General features: G+C 60.4%; 20 protein-coding genes. 6 read left to right on the forward strand and 14 right to left on the reverse strand.

Going from position 1 to position 21,897, the window contains the following annotated elements:
* Positions 1-21 precede the first annotated feature (21 nt).
* Complete coding sequence (locus tag HX815_RS26785; RefSeq protein WP_218169021.1) at positions 22-1,608, forward strand: RimK family protein; 1,587 nt, start codon at positions 22-24, stop codon at positions 1,606-1,608.
* 6 nt (positions 1,609-1,614) lie between these two features.
* The gene (locus tag HX815_RS26790; RefSeq protein WP_008430799.1) at positions 1,615-2,556 is read left to right on the forward strand and encodes a magnesium transporter CorA family protein; all 942 of its coding nucleotides are present in this window, start codon (positions 1,615-1,617) and stop codon (positions 2,554-2,556) included.
* 135 nt (positions 2,557-2,691) lie between these two features.
* Here the strand turns inward: HX815_RS26790 and map are convergent, their stop codons facing one another.
* Positions 2,692-3,447: a type I methionyl aminopeptidase gene (map, locus tag HX815_RS26795; protein WP_102369174.1), complete on the reverse strand. Its 756-nt coding sequence runs from the start codon at positions 3,445-3,447 to the stop codon at positions 2,692-2,694.
* A complete protein-coding gene (locus HX815_RS26800) occupies positions 3,444-3,647 on the reverse strand; it encodes a ParD-like family protein (RefSeq protein WP_017475587.1) in 204 nt (67 codons plus the stop codon). Before HX815_RS26800 ends, map begins: the two co-directional genes overlap by 4 nt.
* A 258-nt stretch (positions 3,648-3,905) precedes the next feature.
* On the opposite strand from HX815_RS26800, the gene ilvA reads away from it, so the two are divergent.
* Together ilvA and HX815_RS26810 are read left to right on the forward strand one after the other, a co-directional pair.
* The gene (gene ilvA, locus HX815_RS26805) at positions 3,906-4,925 is read left to right on the forward strand and encodes a threonine ammonia-lyase, biosynthetic (protein ID WP_102606112.1); all 1,020 of its coding nucleotides are present in this window, start codon (positions 3,906-3,908) and stop codon (positions 4,923-4,925) included.
* A 512-nt stretch (positions 4,926-5,437) separates the two neighbouring features.
* Positions 5,438-5,713, forward strand: a complete 276-nt coding sequence (locus tag HX815_RS26810) for a DUF1652 domain-containing protein (RefSeq protein ID WP_063029815.1) — start codon at positions 5,438-5,440, stop codon at positions 5,711-5,713.
* A gap of 11 nt (positions 5,714-5,724) precedes the next feature.
* On the opposite strand, the gene HX815_RS26815 is transcribed toward HX815_RS26810, so the two are convergent.
* Complete coding sequence (locus HX815_RS26815) at positions 5,725-6,123, reverse strand: hypothetical protein (protein WP_102369172.1); 399 nt, start codon at positions 6,121-6,123, stop codon at positions 5,725-5,727.
* A gap of 153 nt (positions 6,124-6,276) precedes the next feature.
* On the reverse strand, positions 6,277-6,537 hold the full coding sequence (locus tag HX815_RS26820) for a DUF2790 domain-containing protein (protein WP_008436118.1): 261 nt from the start codon (positions 6,535-6,537) through the stop codon (positions 6,277-6,279).
* Positions 6,538-6,867: 330 nt separating this feature from the next.
* On the opposite strand from HX815_RS26820, the gene HX815_RS26825 reads away from it, so the two are divergent.
* On the forward strand, positions 6,868-8,109 hold the full coding sequence (locus tag HX815_RS26825; protein ID WP_008436119.1) for a hypothetical protein: 1,242 nt from the start codon (positions 6,868-6,870) through the stop codon (positions 8,107-8,109).
* Positions 8,110-8,221: 112 nt separating this feature from the next.
* The gene (aqpZ, locus tag HX815_RS26830) at positions 8,222-8,914 is read left to right on the forward strand and encodes an aquaporin Z (protein WP_008436121.1); all 693 of its coding nucleotides are present in this window, start codon (positions 8,222-8,224) and stop codon (positions 8,912-8,914) included.
* Positions 8,915-9,557: 643 nt separating this feature from the next.
* Here aqpZ and HX815_RS26835 read toward each other — a convergent pair.
* The 10 genes from HX815_RS26835 to HX815_RS26880 all read right to left on the reverse strand — a co-directional run bounded on the left by HX815_RS26835 (position 9,558) and on the right by HX815_RS26880 (position 21,895).
* Positions 9,558-10,496: a carbohydrate kinase gene (locus HX815_RS26835; RefSeq protein WP_177029174.1), complete on the reverse strand. Its 939-nt coding sequence runs from the start codon at positions 10,494-10,496 to the stop codon at positions 9,558-9,560.
* A 12-nt stretch (positions 10,497-10,508) separates the two neighbouring features.
* Positions 10,509-11,990 (reverse strand): xylulokinase, encoded by a 1,482-nt coding sequence (gene xylB, locus HX815_RS26840; RefSeq protein ID WP_177029175.1) that lies wholly within the window; start codon positions 11,988-11,990, stop codon positions 10,509-10,511.
* A 146-nt stretch (positions 11,991-12,136) separates the two neighbouring features.
* Positions 12,137-13,618 (reverse strand): mannitol dehydrogenase family protein, encoded by a 1,482-nt coding sequence (locus tag HX815_RS26845; protein ID WP_177029176.1) that lies wholly within the window; start codon positions 13,616-13,618, stop codon positions 12,137-12,139.
* An 18-nt stretch (positions 13,619-13,636) separates the two neighbouring features.
* Positions 13,637-14,740: an ABC transporter ATP-binding protein gene (locus HX815_RS26850; RefSeq protein WP_003215310.1), complete on the reverse strand. Its 1,104-nt coding sequence runs from the start codon at positions 14,738-14,740 to the stop codon at positions 13,637-13,639.
* 147 nt (positions 14,741-14,887) lie between these two features.
* The gene (locus tag HX815_RS26855) at positions 14,888-15,718 is read right to left on the reverse strand and encodes a carbohydrate ABC transporter permease (RefSeq protein WP_003215312.1); all 831 of its coding nucleotides are present in this window, start codon (positions 15,716-15,718) and stop codon (positions 14,888-14,890) included.
* 10 nt (positions 15,719-15,728) lie between these two features.
* Positions 15,729-16,655: a carbohydrate ABC transporter permease gene (locus tag HX815_RS26860; protein ID WP_003215314.1), complete on the reverse strand. Its 927-nt coding sequence runs from the start codon at positions 16,653-16,655 to the stop codon at positions 15,729-15,731.
* 178 nt (positions 16,656-16,833) lie between these two features.
* A complete protein-coding gene (locus HX815_RS26865; RefSeq protein WP_003215317.1) occupies positions 16,834-18,144 on the reverse strand; it encodes a sugar ABC transporter substrate-binding protein in 1,311 nt (436 codons plus the stop codon).
* Positions 18,145-18,480: 336 nt separating this feature from the next.
* Entirely contained in the window at positions 18,481-19,386 is a 906-nt protein-coding gene (locus tag HX815_RS26870) for an AraC family transcriptional regulator (RefSeq protein WP_003215319.1), read from the reverse strand.
* A gap of 71 nt (positions 19,387-19,457) precedes the next feature.
* Positions 19,458-20,741 (reverse strand): glycosyltransferase, encoded by a 1,284-nt coding sequence (locus HX815_RS26875; protein ID WP_177029177.1) that lies wholly within the window; start codon positions 20,739-20,741, stop codon positions 19,458-19,460.
* Between the two features lie 71 nt (positions 20,742-20,812).
* The gene (locus HX815_RS26880; RefSeq protein ID WP_008436139.1) at positions 20,813-21,895 is read right to left on the reverse strand and encodes a nucleoside hydrolase; all 1,083 of its coding nucleotides are present in this window, start codon (positions 21,893-21,895) and stop codon (positions 20,813-20,815) included.
* Positions 21,896-21,897 lie beyond the last annotated feature (2 nt).

A 21,897-nucleotide genomic window follows, 5' to 3' on the forward strand; every position in this document is an offset into this window, starting at 1 on the left:
CTCTAAAGCGGATCAATCAATATGTCAGCGGTACAAGGTCATTGGCGTGAAGTATCCGAGCAAACAGTGGCGGCGACAATAACTTCCAACGGTTATTTTTCCAGGCCTCCCAAGAGTGCAAGTCAAGTCGTGATCATTGTCGAGCGCAAGGAAGACTGGGCGTCGTACTTCCCCAGCGAAGACATCGTCACCGCCCAGGAATACCTTGAGCAAACCCGGGAAAACGAGACGGGCAAGCGCGTGCAGGTGATCAACCTGTGCCGCAGCTACAAGTACCTGGGGCACGGCTATTACTGCTCGCTGCTGGCCGAGGCGCGGGGGCACAAGGTGATTCCGTCGGTGCGCACCATCAGCGAACTGACGAAAAAGTCCCTGTACGGCCTGGCCCTGGATGACCTCGATAAAACCCTCGATAAAGCCTTGAGTCATCATCTCTACAGCAACACCGAAGGCTTTACCCTGACACTTTACTTTGGCCGGACCAATATTGAACCCTTGCAGGATCTGGCCCGCCAATTGTTTGAAGCGTTTCCCTGTCCGATCCTGTTAGTTGAGTTTCGCAAGAATAACGGCTGGCACATCGAAGGCATCAAGTCTGGCGTATTGCACAAGTTGCGTGATGACCAGGAAGACCAATTCGCGAATGCCCTGGACAACTTCAGCCGCAAGATCTGGCGTCAACCGCGCTCCCGCCGTCTGGCCCGCTATGACCTGGCGATCCTGCACGACCCGCAGGAACAACTGCCGCCGTCCAACGCCCGCGCCCTGGAAAATTTCGTCCGGGTCGGCAAGGGGCTCGGCATCGACGTGGAACTGATCGAACGCAAGGACTACGCCCGCCTGGCCGAATACGACGCCCTGCTGATCCGCGAGACCACCAGCGTCGACAACCACACCTACCGCTTCGCGAAAAAGGCCGAAAGCGAAGGGTTGGTGGTGATGGACGACCCGGCCTCGATCCTGCGCTGTACCAACAAGGTCTACCTCACGGACCTGCTGAAAAGCCATCAACTGGGCATGCCCGCCACCGAAATTCTCTACAAGGAGCGACCCGAAGATTTCGAAAGGGTGGGTGAGCGCCTCGGCTTCCCGCTGGTGCTGAAGATCCCCGACGGGTGTTTCTCCCGCGGCGTGATCAAGGTCGAAAGCCAGCAAGCGCTGCTGACCGCCACCGCCGAACTGTTCGAGCATTCCGTGTTGCTGCTGGCCCAGGAATTTTTCTACACCGAGTACGACTGGCGCATCGGCGTCCTCAACCGCAAACCGATCTTTGCCTGCCAGTACTTCATGTCCAAGGGGCATTGGCAGATCTACAACCACAAGGCCATCGGCCAGGACATCAACGGCGAGTGCCGCACCCTGGCGGTTCACGAAGCCCCCAAGGCGGTGGTGGAACTGGCGGTAAAAACCGCCAACCTGATCGGCGACGGCCTGTACGGCGTCGACCTCAAGCAGTCCGGCGACAAGGTGGTGGTGATCGAGGTCAACGATAACCCCAACATGGACGCCGGCATCGAAGATGCCTACCTGCAAGACGACTTGTATTCCCTGGTACTGGAAGAGTTCGTGCGACGCCTGGAGTTGAAGCGTCAAGGCCAGGTGTGGTGACGCGCGATGATCCAGCGCTTTGAATTAACCGATGGCAAGTTGTACAACAGCCTGGGGGACGGCGGGGATGTCTTGCTGTTCAGCAATCCTGACCCCCACGAGCGCAAGTACCTGCGCGACTGCTACAAGCTCGATGAACACGCCCTGGCTTCGGCGCTGGACCCGGACGAAGTGTCGCGCATCGAGTTCCACCCCGATAACCTGTTCCTGATCTGGAAGCGCCCGGAGAACTATTCCGGCGGCGGCAACCTGGTGTTTGAAGTGTCGTCCTGCGGCCTGTTGTTTTCCGGGGACCAACTCCTGGTGATCGCCACCGACGACAGCCAGCTCTCCGGGCTGGGTGCGCGCCGGCCATTGCGCACGCCGCTGGATGTGTTGCTGGACTTGCTGCTCAACAACATCCATCACTACCTGGGCCACCTCAAGGTGATCAAGATGGTCGCCCGGGAACTGCAGCAGCAGTTCAATGCATCGATGAGCAATCGCCACCTGATGCAGATGTTCAACCTCAGCGAAAGCCTGATCTATTACATCAACGCCCTGCACAGCAACGGCGCGGTGCTGACGCGCCTGCGCAACCATGGGGAAAAGGAACATTTCAGCGCTGAAACACTGGGCCTGATCGATGACCTGATTATCGAGAACAACCAGTGCTACAAGCAGGCGGAGATTTACTCCAACGTGTTCTCCGGGCTGATCGACGCCCGGGGCAACCTGATGAACAACAGCATGAACAACCTGCTGCGCAAGCTGACGCTGATCAACGTGGTGTTCCTGCCGTTGAACCTGATCGCCAGCGTGGGCGGGATGTCGGAATTCAGCATGATGACGGCGGGCACGCCGTGGTGGATTTCGTACCCGTTGTTCATGGCCGCGATGGGACTCGGGGCGGGGTTGATGGTGCTGGGGTTGAAGCGGATTGCGGGGAGTGGTGACAAGGCAGTATGACTAAAATCCTGAATATCACTGAGGTCTAAATGTGGGAGCGGGCTTGCTCGCGAAAGCGGTGGATCAGTCACTGTAGATGGCGACTGTCACACCGCTTTCGCGAGCAAGCCCGCTCCCACAGGGGATGTGCGCCATTCAGACGTCCGGCTGCAACGTCAGCACCTCAAACCCATCCCGCGTCACCGCCACCGTATGTTCCCACTGCGCCGACAAGCTGTTGTCCCGCGTCACCACCGTCCAGCCATCCTTCAAGCTGCGCACCTTGGCGCTGCCCTGGTTGAGCATCGGCTCAATGGTAAACACCATGCCTTCACGCAGTTCGAGCCCGGTACCGGGGCGGCCGAAGTGCAGGACCTGCGGGTCCTCGTGCATCTCGCGGCCAATGCCATGCCCGCAATATTCACGCACCACGCTGTAGCCGTTGTTCTGGGCATGGCTCTGGATGGCGTAGCCGATATCCCCCAGGCGCGCGCCGGGTTTGACCTGGCGGATCCCGGCCCACATGGCCTCAAACGTCATTTCCACCAGGCGCCGGGCCTTGGGCGCGACGTTGCCGATCATGTACATCTTGCTGGAGTCGGCAATGAAACCGCCTTTTTCCAGGGTGATGTCGATATTGACGATGTCGCCATCCTTGAGCACGGCTTTGGCGCTCGGCATGCCATGGCACACCACCTCGTTGATCGAGGTGTTGATGCAGAAGGGGTAGTCGTACTGGCCCAGGCTCGCCGGCCGCGATTGCAGGTCGTTGCGGATGAAAGCTTCGACGGCGCTGTCGATCTCCAGGGTCGACTGGCCGGCGGCGACAAAGCCGTCAAGCATGGTAAACACCTGGGCCAACAGGCGACCGGATTCGCGCATCACCGCGAGTTGTTCCGCCGTCTTGATCATTGCGCGCGCCCCCGGATCAGGTCGGGTTTGTCCAGCAACAGCTTGTTGATCAGGTCGTTATAGGCCAGGTGCGGATTGAGCTCGGCGAGCAGGCCGATCTTGATCCAGAACTCGGCCTGGGCGTTGATGGAACGGTCCATGGTGGCGCTGGCCAGACGGAGTTGTTCGTGCAATTGGTCGGTGATCTTGACGATGCCCATAAGCTTCACTGTGCAGGGTTGATATACAAAGCGTATACGTTTCGTATGCTTCGCGTAAAGCCTGGCGTTTCGCCATTGACTTGCCGGATGGCGCCGGTTAATTTTGATTCATGACATTTCAAACCTTTCGTTGCCAGCCAAGCATTATTACCGCCATTCCTCATTTGGCGGGATAGCACACGGCTGCACCCAAACCCGCCCTAGAGGCGGGTTTTGTTTTTCCGTCTCCAGGGCCTTGTAAACACCCAGGAGACATCCATGAGTACCCGCCCGGCGAGCCAGCCCCAAGATTCGGGATTGCTTGAGCACTACGTGAAGAAGATCCTGGCCGCCCCGGTCTACGACCTGGCGGTGCGCACGCCATTGCAGGCAGCGCCGGCGCTTTCGGCGCTGCTGGGTAATCAGATCCTGCTCAAGCGCGAAGACTTGCAACCGACCTTTTCCTTCAAGATCCGTGGCGCCTACAACAAGTTGGTGCAACTCAGCGCCGAGCAAAAGGCCCGGGGCGTCATCACCGCGTCGGCGGGCAACCATGCCCAGGGCGTGGCATTGGCGGCGCGGGAGTTGGGGATCAAGGCGACGATTGTCATGCCGTGCAGCACCCCGGAGCTGAAAGTGTTGGGCGTACGCTCCCGAGGCGGCGAGGCGGTGTTGCATGGGGCCAGCTTTCCGTTCGCCTTGGCCCATGCGTTGCAATTGGCCGAGGCCACCGGCAGTACGTTTGTTTCGCCGTTCGACGACCCGGACGTGATTGCCGGGCAGGGCACAGTGGGGATGGAAGTGCTGCGTCAGCAGCAGGGCCCGCTGGACGCGATCTTCGTCCCGGTGGGCGGCGGCGGGTTGATCGCCGGTATCGCGGCCTACGTGAAATACCTGCGGCCCGAAGTGCGCATCATCGGCGTCGAGCCCGAAGGCTCCAGTTGCCTGCTGGCAGCCTTGCGCGCTGGGAGCCGGGTGGTGTTGCCGAGTGTCGACAGCTTTGCCGATGGCACGGCCGTGGCCCAGATCGGCGCCTATGGTTTTGAAATCTGCCGGCACCATGTGGATGAAGTGATCACCGTCAGCAATGACGAACTGTGCAGTGCCATCAAGCTGATCTACGACGATACGCGCTCGATCACTGAGCCTTCAGGTGCCCTGGCTGTCGCCGGTATCCGCAAGTATGTCGGGAAGACTGGCCTCCAGGGGCAAACATGGGTGGCGATCAACTCCGGGGCCAATATCAACTTCGATAGTTTGCGGCATGTTGCTGAACGAGTGGCTGCTCAGACAGGTTAAACGTTTAACCTAAAGACTGTTTAATTTAGTTACATTCATCCGTTTGGATAGTGGTTATGAAGGCGTCAAAAAGTTTGTTGCGGGCACTTATAGCGAGCGGTCTTTCAATTTGCATGATGCCAAGGGAGGCTCATTGCAAGACGCATGAATCGACGGCACGTAATTTTGTCCGAAAGCCCCGATTTGTCTGGGGCGCAGGGCAGTGCGTATGGCGGCACGTTTAATGCTTTATAAGATCCTGTTACAACTCTGAATGAGCTACAAGCACGACGGTTCATACCTCAAACGGGAGGGTTGATGGCGGTCTGCCACGTAACTTATATAAGTAATGTCGTCGCTTATGAGGAAAGGATCCAACGCATTTCGAGCGAGCCTAGTACGCTGGGTAAGCAAAGCCGTCTGCCAGGGCTGGTCAGGCGCAAACGGCGAGCGTGTCACCGCGTTCGCCAGCCGTACGAATAAATAATATTGATAACAATCGATTGGCAATCTCATAAAAGGAGAGGTCGGCCATGCTTTCGGATCTGGAATTACGCGGCATTATTGAAGGAAGTTTTCTGCCTAAGCGCTGTGAAGTCACCAAGGCGCCAGACGCCTCGCTGACGGTGAAGGTTTATCACGAGATCGACCATGACCGGGTCGACTTGGTGGTCACCGGCATTTGCGCGAACAAGCTCGACAGCAGTCGGGCGATCTGCAATTTGATTACCGAGTTGCGTGAAGACCTCAAGCACACCCACACCCATGCCCCGGCCCTCAAACGAGCCGGTGCGCGTCCTTTCTATTAAACGGACGTCTATTAAACGGACGGTTGAGCTTCAATCAGTGAAGACTTGCGGGCCTGGAGAAACGCCAGGCCCAACGCCGTTTCCGTGATCACCGCCAGCAAAATCCCCGGGCCCGCATGGCCGCTGATCCATTCGCTGATCCCCAACATCGCCAGCACAAAACAGCCGATCGCAAAGCCGGAGGTCATGGCATGCCGTGTCGCATCAGGTGGGGAATGGCGGGCGCGGTAAAACATGATGCCAATGGCCAGGAACAGCGCGGCGTTGCGTCGGGCGACCAGGCCGGTGGCACTGGAGTATTCAACACTCCACACCCACAGGAGCAGGTCCGGGCGCAAACCCCAGATCAGCGCGAGGGCAAAGCACAGCAGGGCAGTGAAGGTAGCGAGGGGACGGAAGTGCACTTGCATGGCGAATCCTTTCAGCCGTAACGAGCGCTCAGGGATACCCCTGTAGGAGCGAGCTTGCTCGCGAAGAACGCAAGGCCCGCGTACATTCAGGATGCCCGCGTTTCGCTGGAGTCTTTCGCGAGCAAGCTCGCTCCTACAAAAAAGCCGATCGGTTCAATTCTGGAAATCACAGGCTTCCGACAGTTTGCGATAGCCCACGTCCTGGACTTTCCCTTGACTGTCCACGAACTTGATATCGGCCTTGATCACCTTGCATTCATTGGTATCGGTTTCATGCATGGCAAGCACCTTCTGCACATCCATCTTCTCGCCGTAGTGATAAGGCGTGACGACGGGTGCGGTGTCAGCCTGCGCCATCCCCGTTACAGCCGTCAGGGCCAGTGCAGCACCGAGCATTAACGTACGCAGTTTCATGGTGTTTCTCCGCAAGTCGTTCGCAGGCTCAACAACGTGATGAGCCGCGGCCGCCCTGGGCAACGGTTGGAGCCGTGCGAGTGCGGTCGAATCAACTGTCTTCCCGGGGGATTAACCATCGATTAAGTGAGGCTTTACTGACAAAAGCTTCATCTTCATGGGGGCGTGGGCTGCGTGAGGGAAGCATCTATTACGCCTTTTTTTATCACCTCACAACCTGTCAACTCTGACAGTTGTCTGTCCTGGGAACTGTGCCATAACTAGGTTGCCCCGGCGCTTGAAACGTCTCACCCGCCGGCCATCAAACTGGCCTCCAAGGAAAGAATAGCCATGAACAATTTGATCAACCGCACGCTGGTTCTCGCGATGGCGGGTGCAACTGCCTATACAGGCGCTGTCAGCGCAGCAACATTCGTCGGTGAAGGCACGGCTGCCGGGAAGCAATGTGTTTCCTTGGCGGTCAACAACTCGGGCGTTGTGGTGGGTACCTGTACCCCGGGCACTACTTCGGGGCCATCCGTGGCGTGGGTCGCGTCCACGGCAGGCACTGAAGTTCCGCTACCGCCATTGGTGAGTGGCCAAGGCTGCACCGCCGTGGCTATAGACAATAACGGACAAATAGCGGGCTCATGCAAAATGGCAGACAATCGAGCCACCGCCGTCATCTGGAACAGCGCTACGCCGGGCGCTGCGCCGGTGGCGTTGCAAGCCGTCTCGGTATTGGGCACTGGATTACTGCCTGAGGCGCGCACTGTCATTAGTGCCTTCAACCAGAGCGATGTATTGGCCGGGGCGAGCTTAAGCGGTACCGGTGACGCAACGGCAGTGTTGTGGTTTTCCGGGAGTACAGCCCCGCTTCAAGTGTCCGCCCTGCACGACAACTGCTTTCCCGCCGACATCAACAACACGCCTATAAACGGTGTGCCCACCGTTGCGCTCGACTGCCCGAATCCTGCGTCTGGCAACACCGTCGCCAAAGTCGTGCAGAAAACCGGGCTACTGGGCACCTTGGTCACGACGCCCTTGACCACACCTGCCGGTAGCACGGGCTGCAGCGTAAGCAGCGTAAACAATGCAGTGCAGTTGCTGGGCACTTGCCACTTCTCGGCGCCGGATGTGCCCCAAGCCGTCTACTGGCCCAATCCAAGCGCCACGCCGGTTCAGTTGAGCAGCATCAGCGGTGTATCGGGGGCATCTCGAATCACCGGTTTGCGGTTGAACAATAACGGGCATGCCGTTGTGTCGTACCAGGACAGCAATGGCCATCATCTGTTGGCCTTCTGGACGCCTTCGTCGGGCAGCACTCAGTTGATTCCGCCGTTGGCAGGCGGCACACATATAGGCTTCGTGGATTTGAGTGATAACGACGTCGTGGCACTGACCAGCGAAAATGCCGGCGAGCATCACCAGGCCGCCACCTGGACTTCTGCGACGGGAACCGTGGCCATTCCACAGTTCGGCGGCGGTCAGGAAAGCGGTCTGACGGCGATATCCCCAAACGGCACTTATGTGGCAGGCGGTGCTGAAGACAGCACGGGCACCGACGATGCAGTCGTTGCAACGCTGCCATAGAAAAAGGCTCACCGGTTTACCGGACAAGTCTGATACAGCCAAGTTAATCGCTTTTGCTACCGTCGCCGCCAGGCCCATCAATCGGATGGCGTTGGCATTGGGTGGAGTTGGTTTGCAAAAGAAAATCGCAGCAGAGTTTCTTGGGACGTTCTGGTTGACCTTCTGCGGGTGCGGCAGCGCGATACTGGCCGCGGCGTTTCCGGAACTCGGGATCGGCTTCGCCGGTGTCGCCCTGGCCTTTGGCTTGACGGTGCTGACGATGGCCTACGCGGTGGGCAGTATTTCTGGTGCACACTTCAACCCGGCGGTGACCATCGGCCTATGGGTGGGGCGCCGGATGCCGGGCGTTGACGTGGTGCCGTACATCATTGCCCAAGTCGCCGGTGCGATTGTCGCCGCCGCCGTGTTGGCGCTGATCGCCAGTGGTCGTCCGGGGTTTGAAGTGGGCGCTTTCGCCGCCAACGGCTATGGCCAATTGAGCCCCGGGCATTACAGCCTGCTGGCCGCGTTGGTGGTCGAGGCGGTGGGGACGTTTTTTTTTGTGTTCATCATCATGCGTGTCACCGGCCCGGGTTCGGCTGTCGGGTTTGCGCCGATTGCCATTGGCCTGACCCTGACGCTGATTCACCTGGTGGCCATCCCCGTCACCAACACCTCGGTCAACCCGGCGCGCAGCACCGGGCCAGCATTGTTTGCCGGCGGGGAATACCTGATGCAGTTGTGGCTATTCTGGGCGGCACCGATAGTGGGGGCGGTGGTGGGCGCCATCGTTGCCCGGGCGGTTACCCGCGCTAGGGAAGCGTGAGCCTACCAGCTCATGCGTACCTGCGCATTACCGCTGAAACCCTCCAGCGTATAGCTGTCCAACTGGGTCTCCTCACATCTTCCAGAATTGCCTTTGTATCGACGGGCGTTGCGCCTGGAACCAACGTGGCCAACACGATCCCGTGCTGCGCAAACCAAGTATCCGGCTCATGCTGGCCACTTCAATAGTGCAAATTCACCCCTATGCGTGTATGTCCGACAGCTTTTCTCGCTCCCGTGCGGCAACTGATTCCATTTGCAGAGGTGCCGTTACAGAAACCCGCAGGGAATCCGGGTTGAGTGGCGCTCTTTTCTGGGCTCAAAGTTTTCAATGGGGCATAGGGTGCTACAGACTCAATGGACACATATTCCCATGCAATAGACTTCAGGTCTGTCGTGGTATCCAGTGGCGTTGCGCGAGCAACCGACGTGGCCAACACTATCCCTACGAACAAGCCAATCTTGATGTTTTTCATAAAACATCCCGGCAACACAATGATGTTGGCGCCACTTCCTTGAGATTGAGGCGTAACCGGAGTCTTGACCCGAAAACCACGACTGACAACTGTCAAAGTTGACAGGTTGTGGAGGAAAGGAGAAAGGAGTAAATGAGTTGCCCCCGCAGCGCGCGGGGGCAGGCTGGGCTAGTTCAATTGCTGGCGGTAGGGCAGGTCCGGCCCGGTCTTGCTGCAGGTGAGTGCGGCAGCGCGGATGGCGAAGGTGAGCATGCTGCTGATCTGCTCGCGGGTCAGCCGTTGCAGGCCCTCTACCGAGTCCAGTTGCTGCTCGGTCAGCCAGGCAATCAACGCGGCTTGGAACGTATCGCCAGCCCCTACCGTGTCCGCCATGACGACCTTGGCCGCCGGCGCCGACCAACTGCCGTGCTGGCGGCTGAACACCGTCGCGCCGTCGCCGCCACGGGTCAGGAACACCAGTTGGCAACGGTGTTGCAACCAGCCTTGCAGAATGCTTTCCGGAGCCTGGCCGGGGTAGAGCAGGTGCAGGTCTTCGTCGCTGACCTTGATCAGGTCGGCATGCTTGACCAACTCGGCCACGCGGGCGCGCCATAGCTCGATGTTCGGCTCGGGGTTCAGGCGTACGTTGGGGTCGAGGCTGATCAGGCGTTTGCCGCTTTCCCGGCGTACCAGGGCCAGCAGGGTGTCGGCAATCGGCTGCACCACCAGTGAGAACGAGCCGATGTGTACGCCACGCACTTCGTCGCCCAACGCCGGTAGATGCTCAAGTTGCAACTGGCGGTCGGCGCAACCTTCACCGCGAAAGCTGTATTGCGGTGAGCCATTGGCACCCACTGCGACCATTGCCAGGGTGGTGGGCGCTGAGAATTCCACGAGGTAATCCTCGCCCACGCCTTCGTCCTTGAGCACCTGCAACAGGCGTCGGCCCAGGTAGTCGTCGGAGATCCCGGCGAAAAAGCCCGCGTCGATTCCCAGTCGACGCAAGCCTACCGCGACGTTGAACGGCGAGCCGCCGGCAATCGCCTTGTAATTGACCCTGGATGCCTTGCCGCTGGCATCGTCCTCGCTGAAAAAATCAAACAGCGCTTCGCCACATACCAAATACATATTCGTTCGCTCTTAAAGGGATGCCACGTGCTGTTGATAACGCTCATAAGCCTGCTGGTAGGCGCTGACGCTGCCGGCATCCGGCAGTGTGCGGCTGGCTGCGACGACGCTCACGCAGCGCTGGCACAACTGCGCCAGGCTTTCACCGGACTGGCACCACGCGGCCTGGATTGCCGCACCCAGGGCTGCGGCTTCGCTTTGTTCGGTGCAGACCACTTCGGTGTTCATGATATCCGCGACCATCTGCCGCCACACCGGGCTTTTCGAGCCGCCGCCGATCAGGCGGATGCTCTGGCTCTGCAGGCCGGTCTGGCGCAGCAGGTCCAGGCCATAGCGCAAGCCGAAGGTGGTGCCTTCGACCACGGCGCGGCACAGGTTGGCGCGGGTCAGATTGGTCATGGTCAGGCCGTGCAGGCTGCCGGTGGCGTGGGGCAGGGCGGGCACCCGCTCGCCATTGAGGAACGGCAGCATGCTCACGCCGTCGGCGCCGATCGGTGCCTGGGCCACCAACCCGTTGAACGCCGCCAGATCCAGGTCGAACAGCTCGCGGATGACCCCGGTGGCGTTGGTCAGGTTCATGGTGCAGATCAACGGCAGCCAGCCGCCGCTGGATGAACAGAAAGTCGCCACCGACGCCTGCGGGCTGACGTTGGCCTGATCGGCAAAGGCATACACGGTACCGGATGAACCCAGGCTCATGGTGATCACGCCGGGGGCGATATTGCCGGTGCCGATGGCGCCCATCATGTTGTCGCCGCCGCCGCTGGACACCCGCGCATTCGGGTTGATGCCCAGGCGCTCGGCGATGGCTGGCAGGATGGTGCCCACTGGCTGGTTGGCCTTGATCAACTCGGGCAGCGCAGCTTCCAGGCGCCCGTCGGGATCGATGTGGCGCAACAGTGCCAGGTCCCATTCACGGGTGCGCACGTTGAAATAACCGGTGCCGGAGGCATCGCCGTATTCGGCGCAGGCGCGGCCGGTGAGCCAGTAGTTGAGGTAGTCGTGGGGCAGCAGGATATGCGCGATCCGTGCGAACACCTCCGGGTGCTGTTCGCGGGTCCACAGCAGCTTGGACACGGTGTAGCCCGGCGCGATGGCCACGCCGAGGCGTTCCAGGGAGCCGCTTTCACCGCCCAGGTGTTGCAGCAGGCGATCATTTTCGGGCGCGGTTTCGGTGTCACACCACAGCTTGGCGGGGCGCAGCACCTGGCCTTGGTCATCCAGCAACACCAGGCCGTGTTGCTGGCCGGAAACGCCGATGGCGAGGATGTCCTGGCCGTCCACCCCGGCCTGTTGCAAGGCGCGGTGAGTGGCTTCGGTAAACGCGTCCAGCCACTCCTGGGTGTGCTGTTCGCGGCGGCCGTTGGCACCGCTGATCAGCGTGTGGCTGGCGGCGCCCAGGCCCAGGACTTTGCCGCTGCTGGCGTCCAGCACGATGGCCTTGGTGCCCTGGGTGCCGCAGTCGATGCCGAGGTAGAGGTTTTGCTGGGTCATGGTAGGTCGCTCAGCACATTGTTATGGAGAACTCGGTCAATGTGGGAGCGGGCTTGCTCGCGAATAGGGTGTGTCAGTTAATGCAAATACTGACTGATCCACCGCTTTCGCGAGCAAGCCCGCTCCCACACTTTGATTCGGTTCCGTCAGTTGAGATTGCCGAGCAGCCGCTCCAGCGTTTTGCTCACACCCACATCCTGCAGGCTCTCGAAACACCGCTCAAACGCTGCCACAAACTCGGGCGAGTTGGGAATAGCCGTACCAAAAATCTCTTCCACCCCCAGCAGCCGCTTGCTGATCAACGCATCTTCCGTCACCAGCCCCTGGCAAAACTCGGCGCGAGGGTCTGGAATGCGGTAGATCACCCCATTCTCATCCACGCCTTTCAAGTACAACGCCCAGGCCGCCACCACCAGCGCAGCACGCTCGGTCTCGCGACCATCGGCAATCAGGCGGTTGATGGTGGGTACGGTGAACTTGGGAAACTTCGACGAACCATCGGAACACACGCGCTCCAGCTGGTCGGCAATCGCCTGGTTGGAAAAGCGGTCCACCAGGGTCTGCTTGTATTCGGTCAGGTCGATACCCGGTACCGGCGCCAGGTTGGGCGTGACGTCCAGGTCCATGTAGGCGCGCATGTAGGCCACGAACAACGGGTCGTTCATGGTCTCGTGGACGAAGCGATAGCCCTTCAGGAAGCCCAGGTACGTCAATGCCAGGTGGCTGCCGTTGAGCAGGCCGATCTTCATCTCTTCATACGGTGTCACGTCATCGGTGAACTGCACGCCCACCGTCTCCCACGCGGGGCGGCCGTTGACGAACTTGTCTTCCAGCACCCATTGCACAAACGGCTCGCAGACCACCGGCCAGGCGTCGTCGATGCCGTGATCGTCATGCAATTGCAGGCGGTGCGCGGTACTGGTCATTGGCGTGATGCGGTCGACCATCGCATTCGGGAAGCTCACGTTGGCCTTGATCCACTCGTGCAGGCCAGCGTCATGCAGCGCGGCGAAGGCCAGCAACGCCTTGCGAGTCACGGCGCCGTTGTGGGGCAGGTTATCGCAGGACATCACGGTAAATGCCGGCACCCCGGCGGCCCGGCGCTGGGTCAACGCCGCGCAGATAAACCCGAACACGGTTTTCGGCGAGCCCGGGTTGGCCAGGTCATGCTGGATCTGCGGCAGGTGGGCCATGAACTCGCCGTTGCTGTCGTCGATGCAGTAGCCGCCTTCGGTGATGGTCAGCGAGACGATGCGAATCTGCGGGCTGGCCAGTTTGTCGATCAACGCCTGGGCGCCGTCTTCGGCCAGCAGCATGTCGCTGATGGAGCCGATCACGCGCACTTCGGTATCGTCGGTGTCGCCCAGTTCATACAGGGTGAACAGGTAGTCCTGGCCGGCCAGGTCGTCCCGGGCCTTGCGGTCTTCAGCCCGCAGGCCCACGCCGCAAATGCTCCAGTCCAGGCCCACGCCGGTATTCATCAAGGCATCGGTGTAATACGCCTGGTGGGCGCGGTGAAACCCGCCAACGCCGATGTGCGCGATGCCCTGGCTGGTATTGGCAATCGCATAGGCCGGCAGTTGCACTTCGGGCGCCAGTTGCGTGAGGTTTTGCTTGTTCAGTTTCATCGGGAAATTCTCGCGAAATCAGGCGGCGGCGCGCAGTGGGCGGGCCACGGCAACACCCTCAGCGTCGAACAGATGGCATTGGGTCGGGTCCAGGTACAGCTGCAGGGTCTCGCCATACTGGCTGGCCATGTCGCCACGGATCCGCAGGGTCAACGGCTCCTTGCTGGCGGTAATCACATGGCAGAAGGTGTCGCTGCCGAGGCGCTCGCCGACGTCGGCGGTGACGGTCAGGGTGGCTTGCCCCGGCGCGGCGATTTCCAGGTGCTCCGGGCGAATGCCCAGGGTCACGGCGCTGCCGACGCTCAAGGTCGCGCTGCTCAGGGGCAGGCTGATGCGGCCGCCGGCGTCCAGTTCGACTTCGCAGCTCTGTGGGTCAACGCGAGTGACCTTGCCCTTGAGGAAACCCATTTTCGGCGTGCCCAAAAAGCCTGCCACAAACAGGTTGGCCGGCTGGTGATACAGCTCCAGCGGCGAGCCCACCTGTTCCACGCGGCCGCTGTTGAGTACGACAACCTTGTCGGCCAGGGTCATGGCTTCAACCTGGTCGTGGGTCACGTAGATCATCGTGGCTTGCAGCTCTTTATGCAGGCGCGACAGCTCCAGGCGCATCTGCACCCGCAGGGCGGCATCGAGGTTGGACAGGGGTTCGTCGAACAGGAAGATCTTCGGGTTACGCACAATCGCACGGCCAATGGCGACACGCTGGCGCTGGCCGCCGGACAACTGCTTTGGCTTGCGCTCAAGCAAAGGGCCCAGCTCCAGGATACGTGCTGCTTCGTTGACTTTGCTCTCAACAATCTTCTTGTCGACGCCGGCCAGGTCCAGGGCAAACGACATGTTCTTGCGCACGCTCATGTGTGGGTACAGGGCGTAGGTCTGGAACACCATTGCCAGGTCGCGCTTGGCCGGGGTGACCTCGGTGATGTCGCGGCCATCCAGCTCGATGGTGCCTTCGGTGACTTCTTCAAGGCCCGCAATCAAGCGCAGCAGGGTGGATTTGCCGCAGCCCGACGGGCCGACGAACACCACGAATTCCTTGTCGTTCACCTCAAGGTCGATGCCCTTGATGATGGAGAAGCCTTCGAAGCCTTTTTGCAGATTCTTGATTTTCAGGTTGGCCATGATGGACCTCCGCTTGTTGTTATTCGCTAGAGCCAAACACGTCAGCTGTAGGAGCCGGCTTGCCGGCGATGAGGCCCTTGAGCCTTGCGGCGACCTTGAGATCGCCATCGCCGGCAAGCCGGCTCCTACAGAGGTGTGGTTTGGCCGTTATTTCACGGCGCCGAAGGACAGACCGCGGACCAGCTGTTTCTGGCTGATCCAGCCAAAGATCAGGATCGGCGCACAGGCCAGGGTCGACACGGCAGACAATTTGGCCCAGAACAAGCCTTCGGGGCTGGAGTAGGAGGCGATCAATGCAGTGAGCGGCGCGGCGTTGGACGAGGTCAGGTTCAGCGACCAGAACGCCTCGTTCCAGCACAGGATCAGCGACAGCAGCACCGTGGAGGCCAGGCCGCCCTTGGCGATCGGCAGCAGCACCCGGACCATTTCCTGCCACAGGGTGGCGCCGTCCAGGCGGGCGGCCTCGAGGATGTCCTTGGGGATGTCCTTGAAGTAGGTGTAAACCATCCAGACCACGATCGGCAGGTTGATCAGGGTGTAGATGATGATCAGCGCAATGCGTGTATCCAGCAGGCCGAAGCTCTTGGCCAGCAGGTAGATCGGCATCAGTACGCCCACCGGCGGCAGCATCTTGGTGGAGAGCATCCACAGCAGTGTGCCCTTGGTGCGCTTGGTCTCGTAGAACGCCATGGAGTAGGCGGCCGGTACCGAGATCAGCAGGCACAGGGCGGTGGCGCTGAAGGAAATCAGTACCGAGTTCCAGGCGTAGCTGAAGTAGTTGCTGCGCTCGTTGATGTGCAGGTAGTTCTCCAGCGTCGGCGTGAAGATGAACTGCGGCGGCGTGGCGAACGCGTCGATTTCGGTCTTGAAGCTGGTCAGCACCATCCAGAAGATCGGGAAGAAAATCAGGATCGCGATGGCCCAGGCCAGGGTGCCGAGGAGCACGCTTTGCAGGCGGCGGGATTGTTGAAGCGTCATGGCGCGGCCCTCAAGGCTTGTCAGTCAGGTTTTTGCCGATCATCCGCACCAGGATGATCGCCGCGATATTGGCGATGACCACGGCAATCAAGCCGCCGGCCGAGGCCATGCCCACGTCGAACTGCACCAGCGCCTGGTTGTAGATCAGGTAGGCGAGGTTGGTCGAGGCGTAGCCGGGGCCACCGTTGGTGGTGGTGAAGATTTCGGCGAACACCGAGAGCAGGAAGATCGTTTCGATCATCACCACCACGGCAATCGGACGTGCCAGGTGCGGCAGGGTCAGGTGCCAGAAGATCGCGATGGCGCCGGCACCGTCGAGGCGGGCGGCTTCCTTCTGTTCCTGGTCGAGGGACTGCATGGCGGTCATCAGCAGCAGGATCGCGAAGGGCAGCCACTGCCAGGACACGATGATAATGATCGACAGCAACGGGTAATGGGCCAGCCAGTCCACCGGCTGGGCGCCGAACAGCTTCCACACGTAGGCGAGGATCCCCGACACCGGATGGAAAATCAGGTTCTTCCAGATCAGCGCACCGACGGTGGGCATGATGAAGAACGGTGAAATCAGCAACACCCGCACCAGGCCGCGACCAAAGAACTCGCTGGCTTCCAGCAGGGCGCTGATCAATACGCCAAACACCACGCTGATCAGCAACACGCTGCCCACCAGCAACAGGGTGTTGGTGGCGCCGGGCAGGAAGCCCGAGTCGGTGATGAAGTAGGTGAAGTTCTCCAGGCCCACGAATTGGTTTTCGCCGGGGTAGAGCAGGTTGTAGCGAATCAGCGAGAAGTACAGGGTCATGCCCAGCGGCACGATCATCCACAGCAGCAACAAGGCCACCGAGGGGCTGACGAGGAACCAGCCGGGGTTGATCAGGCGGCTTTTACGCGGCTTGTCCGGCGTAGCGGTTTGCACTTGGGCGGTGGTGGTATTCATGGTGATCAGGACCAGTCAGGTACATGCGGAATGCGGGTCGGAGTGCGGTCAAATGTGGGAGCTGGCTTGCCTGCGATGAGAGCGCCTCGGTGAAACTGACAGACCGAGTTGTCTGCATCGCGGGCAAGCCCGGCTCCTACATAAAGCGGGTTCCCACATTCAGTGTGGTGAGACCGCTTTACTTGGGATAACCGGCCCGCTTCATTTCGCGTTCGGTGAAGGTCTGTGCATCCGCCAGGGCTTTTTCGGCAGTGGAGCCACCAGTCAGTGCGCTGGAGAAGAACTTGCCGACCTGGGTACCAATCGCCTGGAATTCAGGAATGGTCACCAGCTGGATGCCCACATACGGCACCGGCTTGGCCGACGGGTCTTTCGGGTCGGCGACTTTCAGCGATTCCAGCGTCACCTTGGCAAACGGCGCGGCCTTCATGTATTCGTCGCTGTAGGTCGATTTGCGGGTACCTGGCGGTACGTTGGCAATCCCGTCGGTCTTGGCGACCAACTGGCTGTATTCCTTGGAAGTGGCCCAGGTGGTGAACACCTTGGCAGCGTCCTTGGCTTTGGAACTGGTTGGAATCCCCAGGGACCAGGAGTACAGCCACGAAGTACCTTTGTCGGTCTTCTCGTGGGGGGCAAAGGTAAAGCCGACGTGGTCAGCCACCTTGCTTTGGGTCTTGTCGGTGACGAACGAGCCGGCGACGCTGGCGTCGACCCAGATCGCACACTTGCCGCTGTTGAACAGCGCCAGGTTTTCGTTGAAACCGTTGCTGGAAGCGCCCGGCGGGCCGGATTTCTTCATGTTGTCGACGTAGAAGTTCAGTGCGTCTTTCCACTCTGGCCCGTTGAATTCCGGCTGCCACTTCTCATCGAACCAGCGTGCACCGTAGCCGTTGGCCAGGGTGGTGATCAGCGCCATGTTCTCGCCCCAACCGGCTTTGCCGCGCAGGCACAGGCCGTACTGTTCCTTGTCCTTGTTGGTGAGTTTGGCGGCGAATTCGCCAATCTGGGTCCAGGTCGGGTGCTCGGGCATGGTCAGCCCGGCGTCCTTGAACAGGTCGGTGCGATAGTAGGTGATGGAGCTTTCGGCGTAGAACGGCAGGGCGTACAGCGAGCCCTTGACGGAAAGGCCGTCACGCACGGAAGGGAAAACGTCGTCCAGGTCGTAGGAAGCAGGCAGGTCCTTCATCGGTTCCAGCCAGCCTTTGGCGCCCCAGAGTGCAGCTTCGTACATGCCGATGGTCAACACGTCGAACTGTCCGCCCTGGGTGGCGATGTCGGTGGTGAGGCGTTGGCGCAGGACGTTTTCTTCGAGTACCACCCAGTTCAGCTTGATCTCCGGATGCTCGGTCTCGAAGGTTTTCGAGAGCTTTTGCATGCGGATCATGTCGCTGTTGTTGACGGTGGCAATGGTCAGGGTTTGCGCGCCAAGACTGACGGCGCTGAGGGTCATGCAGGTGCAGGCAAGCAGAGCTTTGGCTGTGAACTTCATCGCGCACTCCATTTCTGCGCCCAGGGGCTGCAGAAGGACAGTTATTGTTGTTGTGTCTTCCAGGACAGCTGGAAGAGTGTGCGTTGATTACAGCCTTCAATTGACGTGCTGACAAATCCTTGGGAGCACTTTTACTGATACTTTTTTGCACTGCAGCGGAAAATTGCTGAAACGATTCGCTGGGAGCGATCGGCTTCCTGCGTGAGCGCGATGCAAATGTGGGAGCGGGCTTGCTCGCGAAGGCGGTGAATCAGCCGACATTTGCGCTGCCTGACACACTGCATTCGCGAGCAAGCCCGCTCCCACACAAGCGGGTTCCCACAGGAACGCGCGTTTTCAGGCGAGGTTCTGCTCGGTTAACCGCTGCACCGCCAGGCGCCGGTAGTGCGAGGGGGTCATGCCCTTGAGCTGCTGGAAGCGGCGGTTGAAGTTGGAGATGTTGTTGAAGCCTGACTCGAAGCACACATCGGTCACGGCCTTGTCACCATCGGCCAGCAGCTCGCAGGACTTGCTGATACGCAGGCGGTTGACGAATTCGATGAAGGTGCGGCCGGTGGCTTGTTTGAATACGCGGGAGAAATAGGTGGGTTTCATGCCGAGGTATTCGGCCACCTCTTCCAGGGACAGCTCCCGCGCGTAGTGGGCAAAAATGTAGTCCACCGCGCGGTTGGTGCGGTCGATGCTGTGTTCATCCGCCAGTTGCGGCGTGGTCACGCCGGAGAGCAGTTGGTAGTCCTCGCAGGCACTCAGCACTTCCATCAGGATAAAGAAGTGCCCCAGGCGCGCCATGCCCTGGGCGTCCTCGATGCGCTGCATCAGGGTCATGGCCTGGGCGATGGTTTTCTTGCAGCGAAATTCGATGCCGTATTGCGCCCGTTCCAGCAGTGGCGCCAGGGTCTTGAGCTCGGCAAAGACATGGCTGCCGCCGTCGAACAGCTCGTCGGTGAAGTTCACCAGCATGTCGCGCTTGGGCACCACTTCGTCCTCGGCCACCTGGCTGATCCAGTTGTGGGGCAGGTTGGGGCCGGTGAGGAACAGGCTTTCCGGGTAGAAGTTGCCGATGTAGTCGCCGATAAACACCTTGCCGGAGCTGGCAACGATCAGGTGCAGCTCGTATTCCTTGTGGAAATGCCAGCGCACCAACGGGCACGGGAAGCCGTGTTGGCGATAGATGATGGACAGACCGTTGTGATCGTCCATCAGCTCGTAGGAAGGATCGGTGATTCTCGCTGCTCGGGTCATGCTGCAGTCGCTTTATTGTGGTTGCGAAAAGGATAATGCCCCCTTGCGCGCCACCTCGCCAGCGTCTGTGTCTACAGCGTACGGTTTTTCGCCTCGATCCACTGCGCCATGTACTGGGTACTTTTGTGCAGGTGGTGGCGCAGCATGCTGCCGGTGAAATTGTTCCGACGGTGCTCGGCCAACTGGCGGCGGCACTGCTCCAGGCGCTCCACCAGGGCCGGGCCGTGGAGGTCGTGGGCGTAACGGCGGGCCAGTAACTGCCGGCCATCTTCCTGGGCCTGGGTCCAGCGTGGCTGGTCTTGATACAACGCAACCGCCGCAGCCGCCAGTGCATTGGCGCTGTGTTCGACCACGCCGGGCCACGGTTCGCCCATGGCTTCGGCGCCAATCGGTGTGGTAACGCTGGGTGTGCCGCAGAGCATCGCGTCGGCCAGCTTGCCCTTGATCCCGGCACCAAAGCGCAGTGGCGCCAGGCAGATACGCGCAGCGCTCATGACCTGCAATGCATCCTCGGCCCAATTCATCACGTGGAAGCCCTGGGCCGGGTTGTGCAGCGCGGTGGCCTTGGGTGGCGTATAGGCGCCGTACACGTGGAGTTGAGCGCCGGGCAGTTGCTGGCGGATCAGCGGCCACACACTGTTCTTCATCCACAACACCGCATCCCAGTTCGGCGCATGGCGGAAATTGCCGATGCTCAGGAAGTGGGCACGGTCCTCAAAGGGGGCAAAGGCTTCGGTGGGCGGCACCAGCATCAGCGGGCACCAATGGAGCAGGGCAGCGGGCACCTTGAAGTGTTCGGTCAGCAACTGGATTTCCACATCGGAGATCATCAGGCTGATGTCGCAGCGGTAGATCGCGGCGATCTCGCGCTTGGCCAGGTCGGTGTCGGCCATGTCATCGAATTCGGCGGCCAGGTCCCGGCTGAATAGCGCGTCGAAGTCATCAGCTTCGGGGTGCGCCTTCAGGAAATCCTTGAGGCGCTGGTGGCGGGCGTCCCGCAGGCTTTGCAGGTCGGATGCTTCCAGCACCCGAAGAGCATTCGGGCAGGATTTTTCCACGCGCCAGCCGAACTGTTCTTCCATCATGAAACGGTCGAACAGCACGATATCCGGAGCCAATTGCTGGATGAACGCGTCGAAACTGCTGTTATTCAACTCGATCGCGCATTCGCGAATGCCCAGGGCGGGCAGGTCGGCCTTGTGTTCGCCGGTGACCGCCGGGCTGCTGAAGGTGATGTCCCAGCCTTGGGCCAGGAAACTCTCCAGAATCTGCATCATGTGCCCGCTGGCCGCCGAGGAGCGAGGCTCTGGCCAGACGTAGCCAATGACCAGGACTTTGGTGGCGGGCTGATTCATCGACAACGGATTCCTTGAAGGGCTGGGCAAAGGCGCGCAATTAAACCACAGCCCCTCAAGTTCCGGCGCACTCAGCGGAAGATGTTGACCGGCGTCGGCAGCGTCACCAACCCTACATAACCGTCCCAGAACTGCTTCTGGTCCACCGCGAAGACCACCTTGGCCTTTTGCGTGCCGACCGGCGCGCCTTTCTTGTAGCCCAGTGCCCGGCCGTAGTCGGCGCCGAAGGTGGCATCCACGTCCACCCACAGCTCGCGGGATTCGGTGACGATCCCGGGGTTCACGAGAAACAGTGCCGGCAGGCTGTCCCAGGTGAAGCTGTGGTAAGCCGGGTCCTTGGCGAACAGTGGCCCGAACTCGTGCTTGTACAGGTCGGCAATCGGGCCTTTGTGTGCGATCACCCGCTCATACACCGACTTGTCGAAGGTGACTTTCTCACAGACATCGTTGGGAAAAATCACGTGTTCGATGGGCGAGCGCAACACGATCTTCGCCGCCTCCGGGTCGAACCACCAGTTGAACTCCGCCGCCGGCGTGGTGTTGCCCGGAATCTCCAGCGCGCCGCCCATGTACACGATGCGCTTGATCAGCGGCACGATGTCCGGGGCCGAGCGAATCGCCAGGGCAATGTTGGTCAGTGGGCCGACCGCCAGGATCGTTACCTCGTGAGGGTTGGCCCGTACGCTGTCGACGATGAACTGGGCGGCGGTTTCCTTGCGCAGCCTGGTGTGGGTCGCCAGGCCGTCCGGTGGCGCGACCAGTTGTGAGGCACTGGTTGGCCGCGGGTTCTTGAACGCACCCGGCCAGCCGGAACCGAACAGGGCTTTTTCCGCCTCATAGGTGGCGTAGTCATGCAGCAGCGGGTAGGCGGCGCCGGAATACACGCCGACTTCCTTCTCCACACCCATGCGTTCCACCGCCTTGAGGGCGTCGACCTGTTCCTGGTCGACCCAGGCGTTGCCGCTGACCAGGGTCATGCCCAGCAGGTCGATGCGTTTTTGCCCGTGCAGCTGGGCGAGCATGATAAAGGCCTGGCCGTCATCGTTGAGCACGTTGAAGTCGGTGTCGAAGATGACCTTTTCTGCGGCCTGCGCCGTACCGGCACACAGGCCCACAGCGACAAGCAGGGCACAGCGCTTGATGAAACCTTGCATGG

The organism is Pseudomonas sp. E6002 (genome assembly GCF_013385565.1).
In the GTDB taxonomy this organism is placed as follows: Bacteria; Pseudomonadota; Gammaproteobacteria; order Pseudomonadales; family Pseudomonadaceae; genus Aquipseudomonas.

Excerpts from the sequence above, each read along its gene's own strand:
- HX815_RS26785 (WP_218169021.1), top strand. The coding sequence starts at position 22 with ATGTCAGCGGTACAAGGTCATTGGCGTGAAGTATCCGAGCAAACAGTG.
- HX815_RS26790 (WP_008430799.1), top strand. The coding sequence starts at position 1,615 with ATGATCCAGCGCTTTGAATTAACCGATGGCAAGTTGTACAACAGCCTG.
- map (WP_102369174.1), bottom strand. The coding sequence starts at position 3,447 with ATGATCAAGACGGCGGAACAACTCGCGGTGATGCGCGAATCCGGTCGC.
- HX815_RS26800 (WP_017475587.1), bottom strand. The coding sequence starts at position 3,647 with ATGGGCATCGTCAAGATCACCGACCAATTGCACGAACAACTCCGTCTG.
- ilvA (WP_102606112.1), top strand. The coding sequence starts at position 3,906 with ATGAGTACCCGCCCGGCGAGCCAGCCCCAAGATTCGGGATTGCTTGAG.
- HX815_RS26810 (WP_063029815.1), top strand. The coding sequence starts at position 5,438 with ATGCTTTCGGATCTGGAATTACGCGGCATTATTGAAGGAAGTTTTCTG.
- HX815_RS26815 (WP_102369172.1), bottom strand. The coding sequence starts at position 6,123 with ATGCAAGTGCACTTCCGTCCCCTCGCTACCTTCACTGCCCTGCTGTGC.
- HX815_RS26820 (WP_008436118.1), bottom strand. The coding sequence starts at position 6,537 with ATGAAACTGCGTACGTTAATGCTCGGTGCTGCACTGGCCCTGACGGCT.
- HX815_RS26825 (WP_008436119.1), top strand. The coding sequence starts at position 6,868 with ATGAACAATTTGATCAACCGCACGCTGGTTCTCGCGATGGCGGGTGCA.
- HX815_RS26835 (WP_177029174.1), bottom strand. The coding sequence starts at position 10,496 with ATGTATTTGGTATGTGGCGAAGCGCTGTTTGATTTTTTCAGCGAGGAC.
- xylB (WP_177029175.1), bottom strand. The coding sequence starts at position 11,990 with ATGACCCAGCAAAACCTCTACCTCGGCATCGACTGCGGCACCCAGGGC.
- HX815_RS26845 (WP_177029176.1), bottom strand. The coding sequence starts at position 13,618 with ATGAAACTGAACAAGCAAAACCTCACGCAACTGGCGCCCGAAGTGCAA.
- HX815_RS26850 (WP_003215310.1), bottom strand. The coding sequence starts at position 14,740 with ATGGCCAACCTGAAAATCAAGAATCTGCAAAAAGGCTTCGAAGGCTTC.
- HX815_RS26855 (WP_003215312.1), bottom strand. The coding sequence starts at position 15,718 with ATGACGCTTCAACAATCCCGCCGCCTGCAAAGCGTGCTCCTCGGCACC.
- HX815_RS26860 (WP_003215314.1), bottom strand. The coding sequence starts at position 16,655 with ATGAATACCACCACCGCCCAAGTGCAAACCGCTACGCCGGACAAGCCG.
- HX815_RS26865 (WP_003215317.1), bottom strand. The coding sequence starts at position 18,144 with ATGAAGTTCACAGCCAAAGCTCTGCTTGCCTGCACCTGCATGACCCTC.
- HX815_RS26870 (WP_003215319.1), bottom strand. The coding sequence starts at position 19,386 with ATGACCCGAGCAGCGAGAATCACCGATCCTTCCTACGAGCTGATGGAC.
- HX815_RS26875 (WP_177029177.1), bottom strand. The coding sequence starts at position 20,741 with ATGAATCAGCCCGCCACCAAAGTCCTGGTCATTGGCTACGTCTGGCCA.
- HX815_RS26880 (WP_008436139.1), bottom strand. The coding sequence starts at position 21,895 with ATGCAAGGTTTCATCAAGCGCTGTGCCCTGCTTGTCGCTGTGGGCCTG.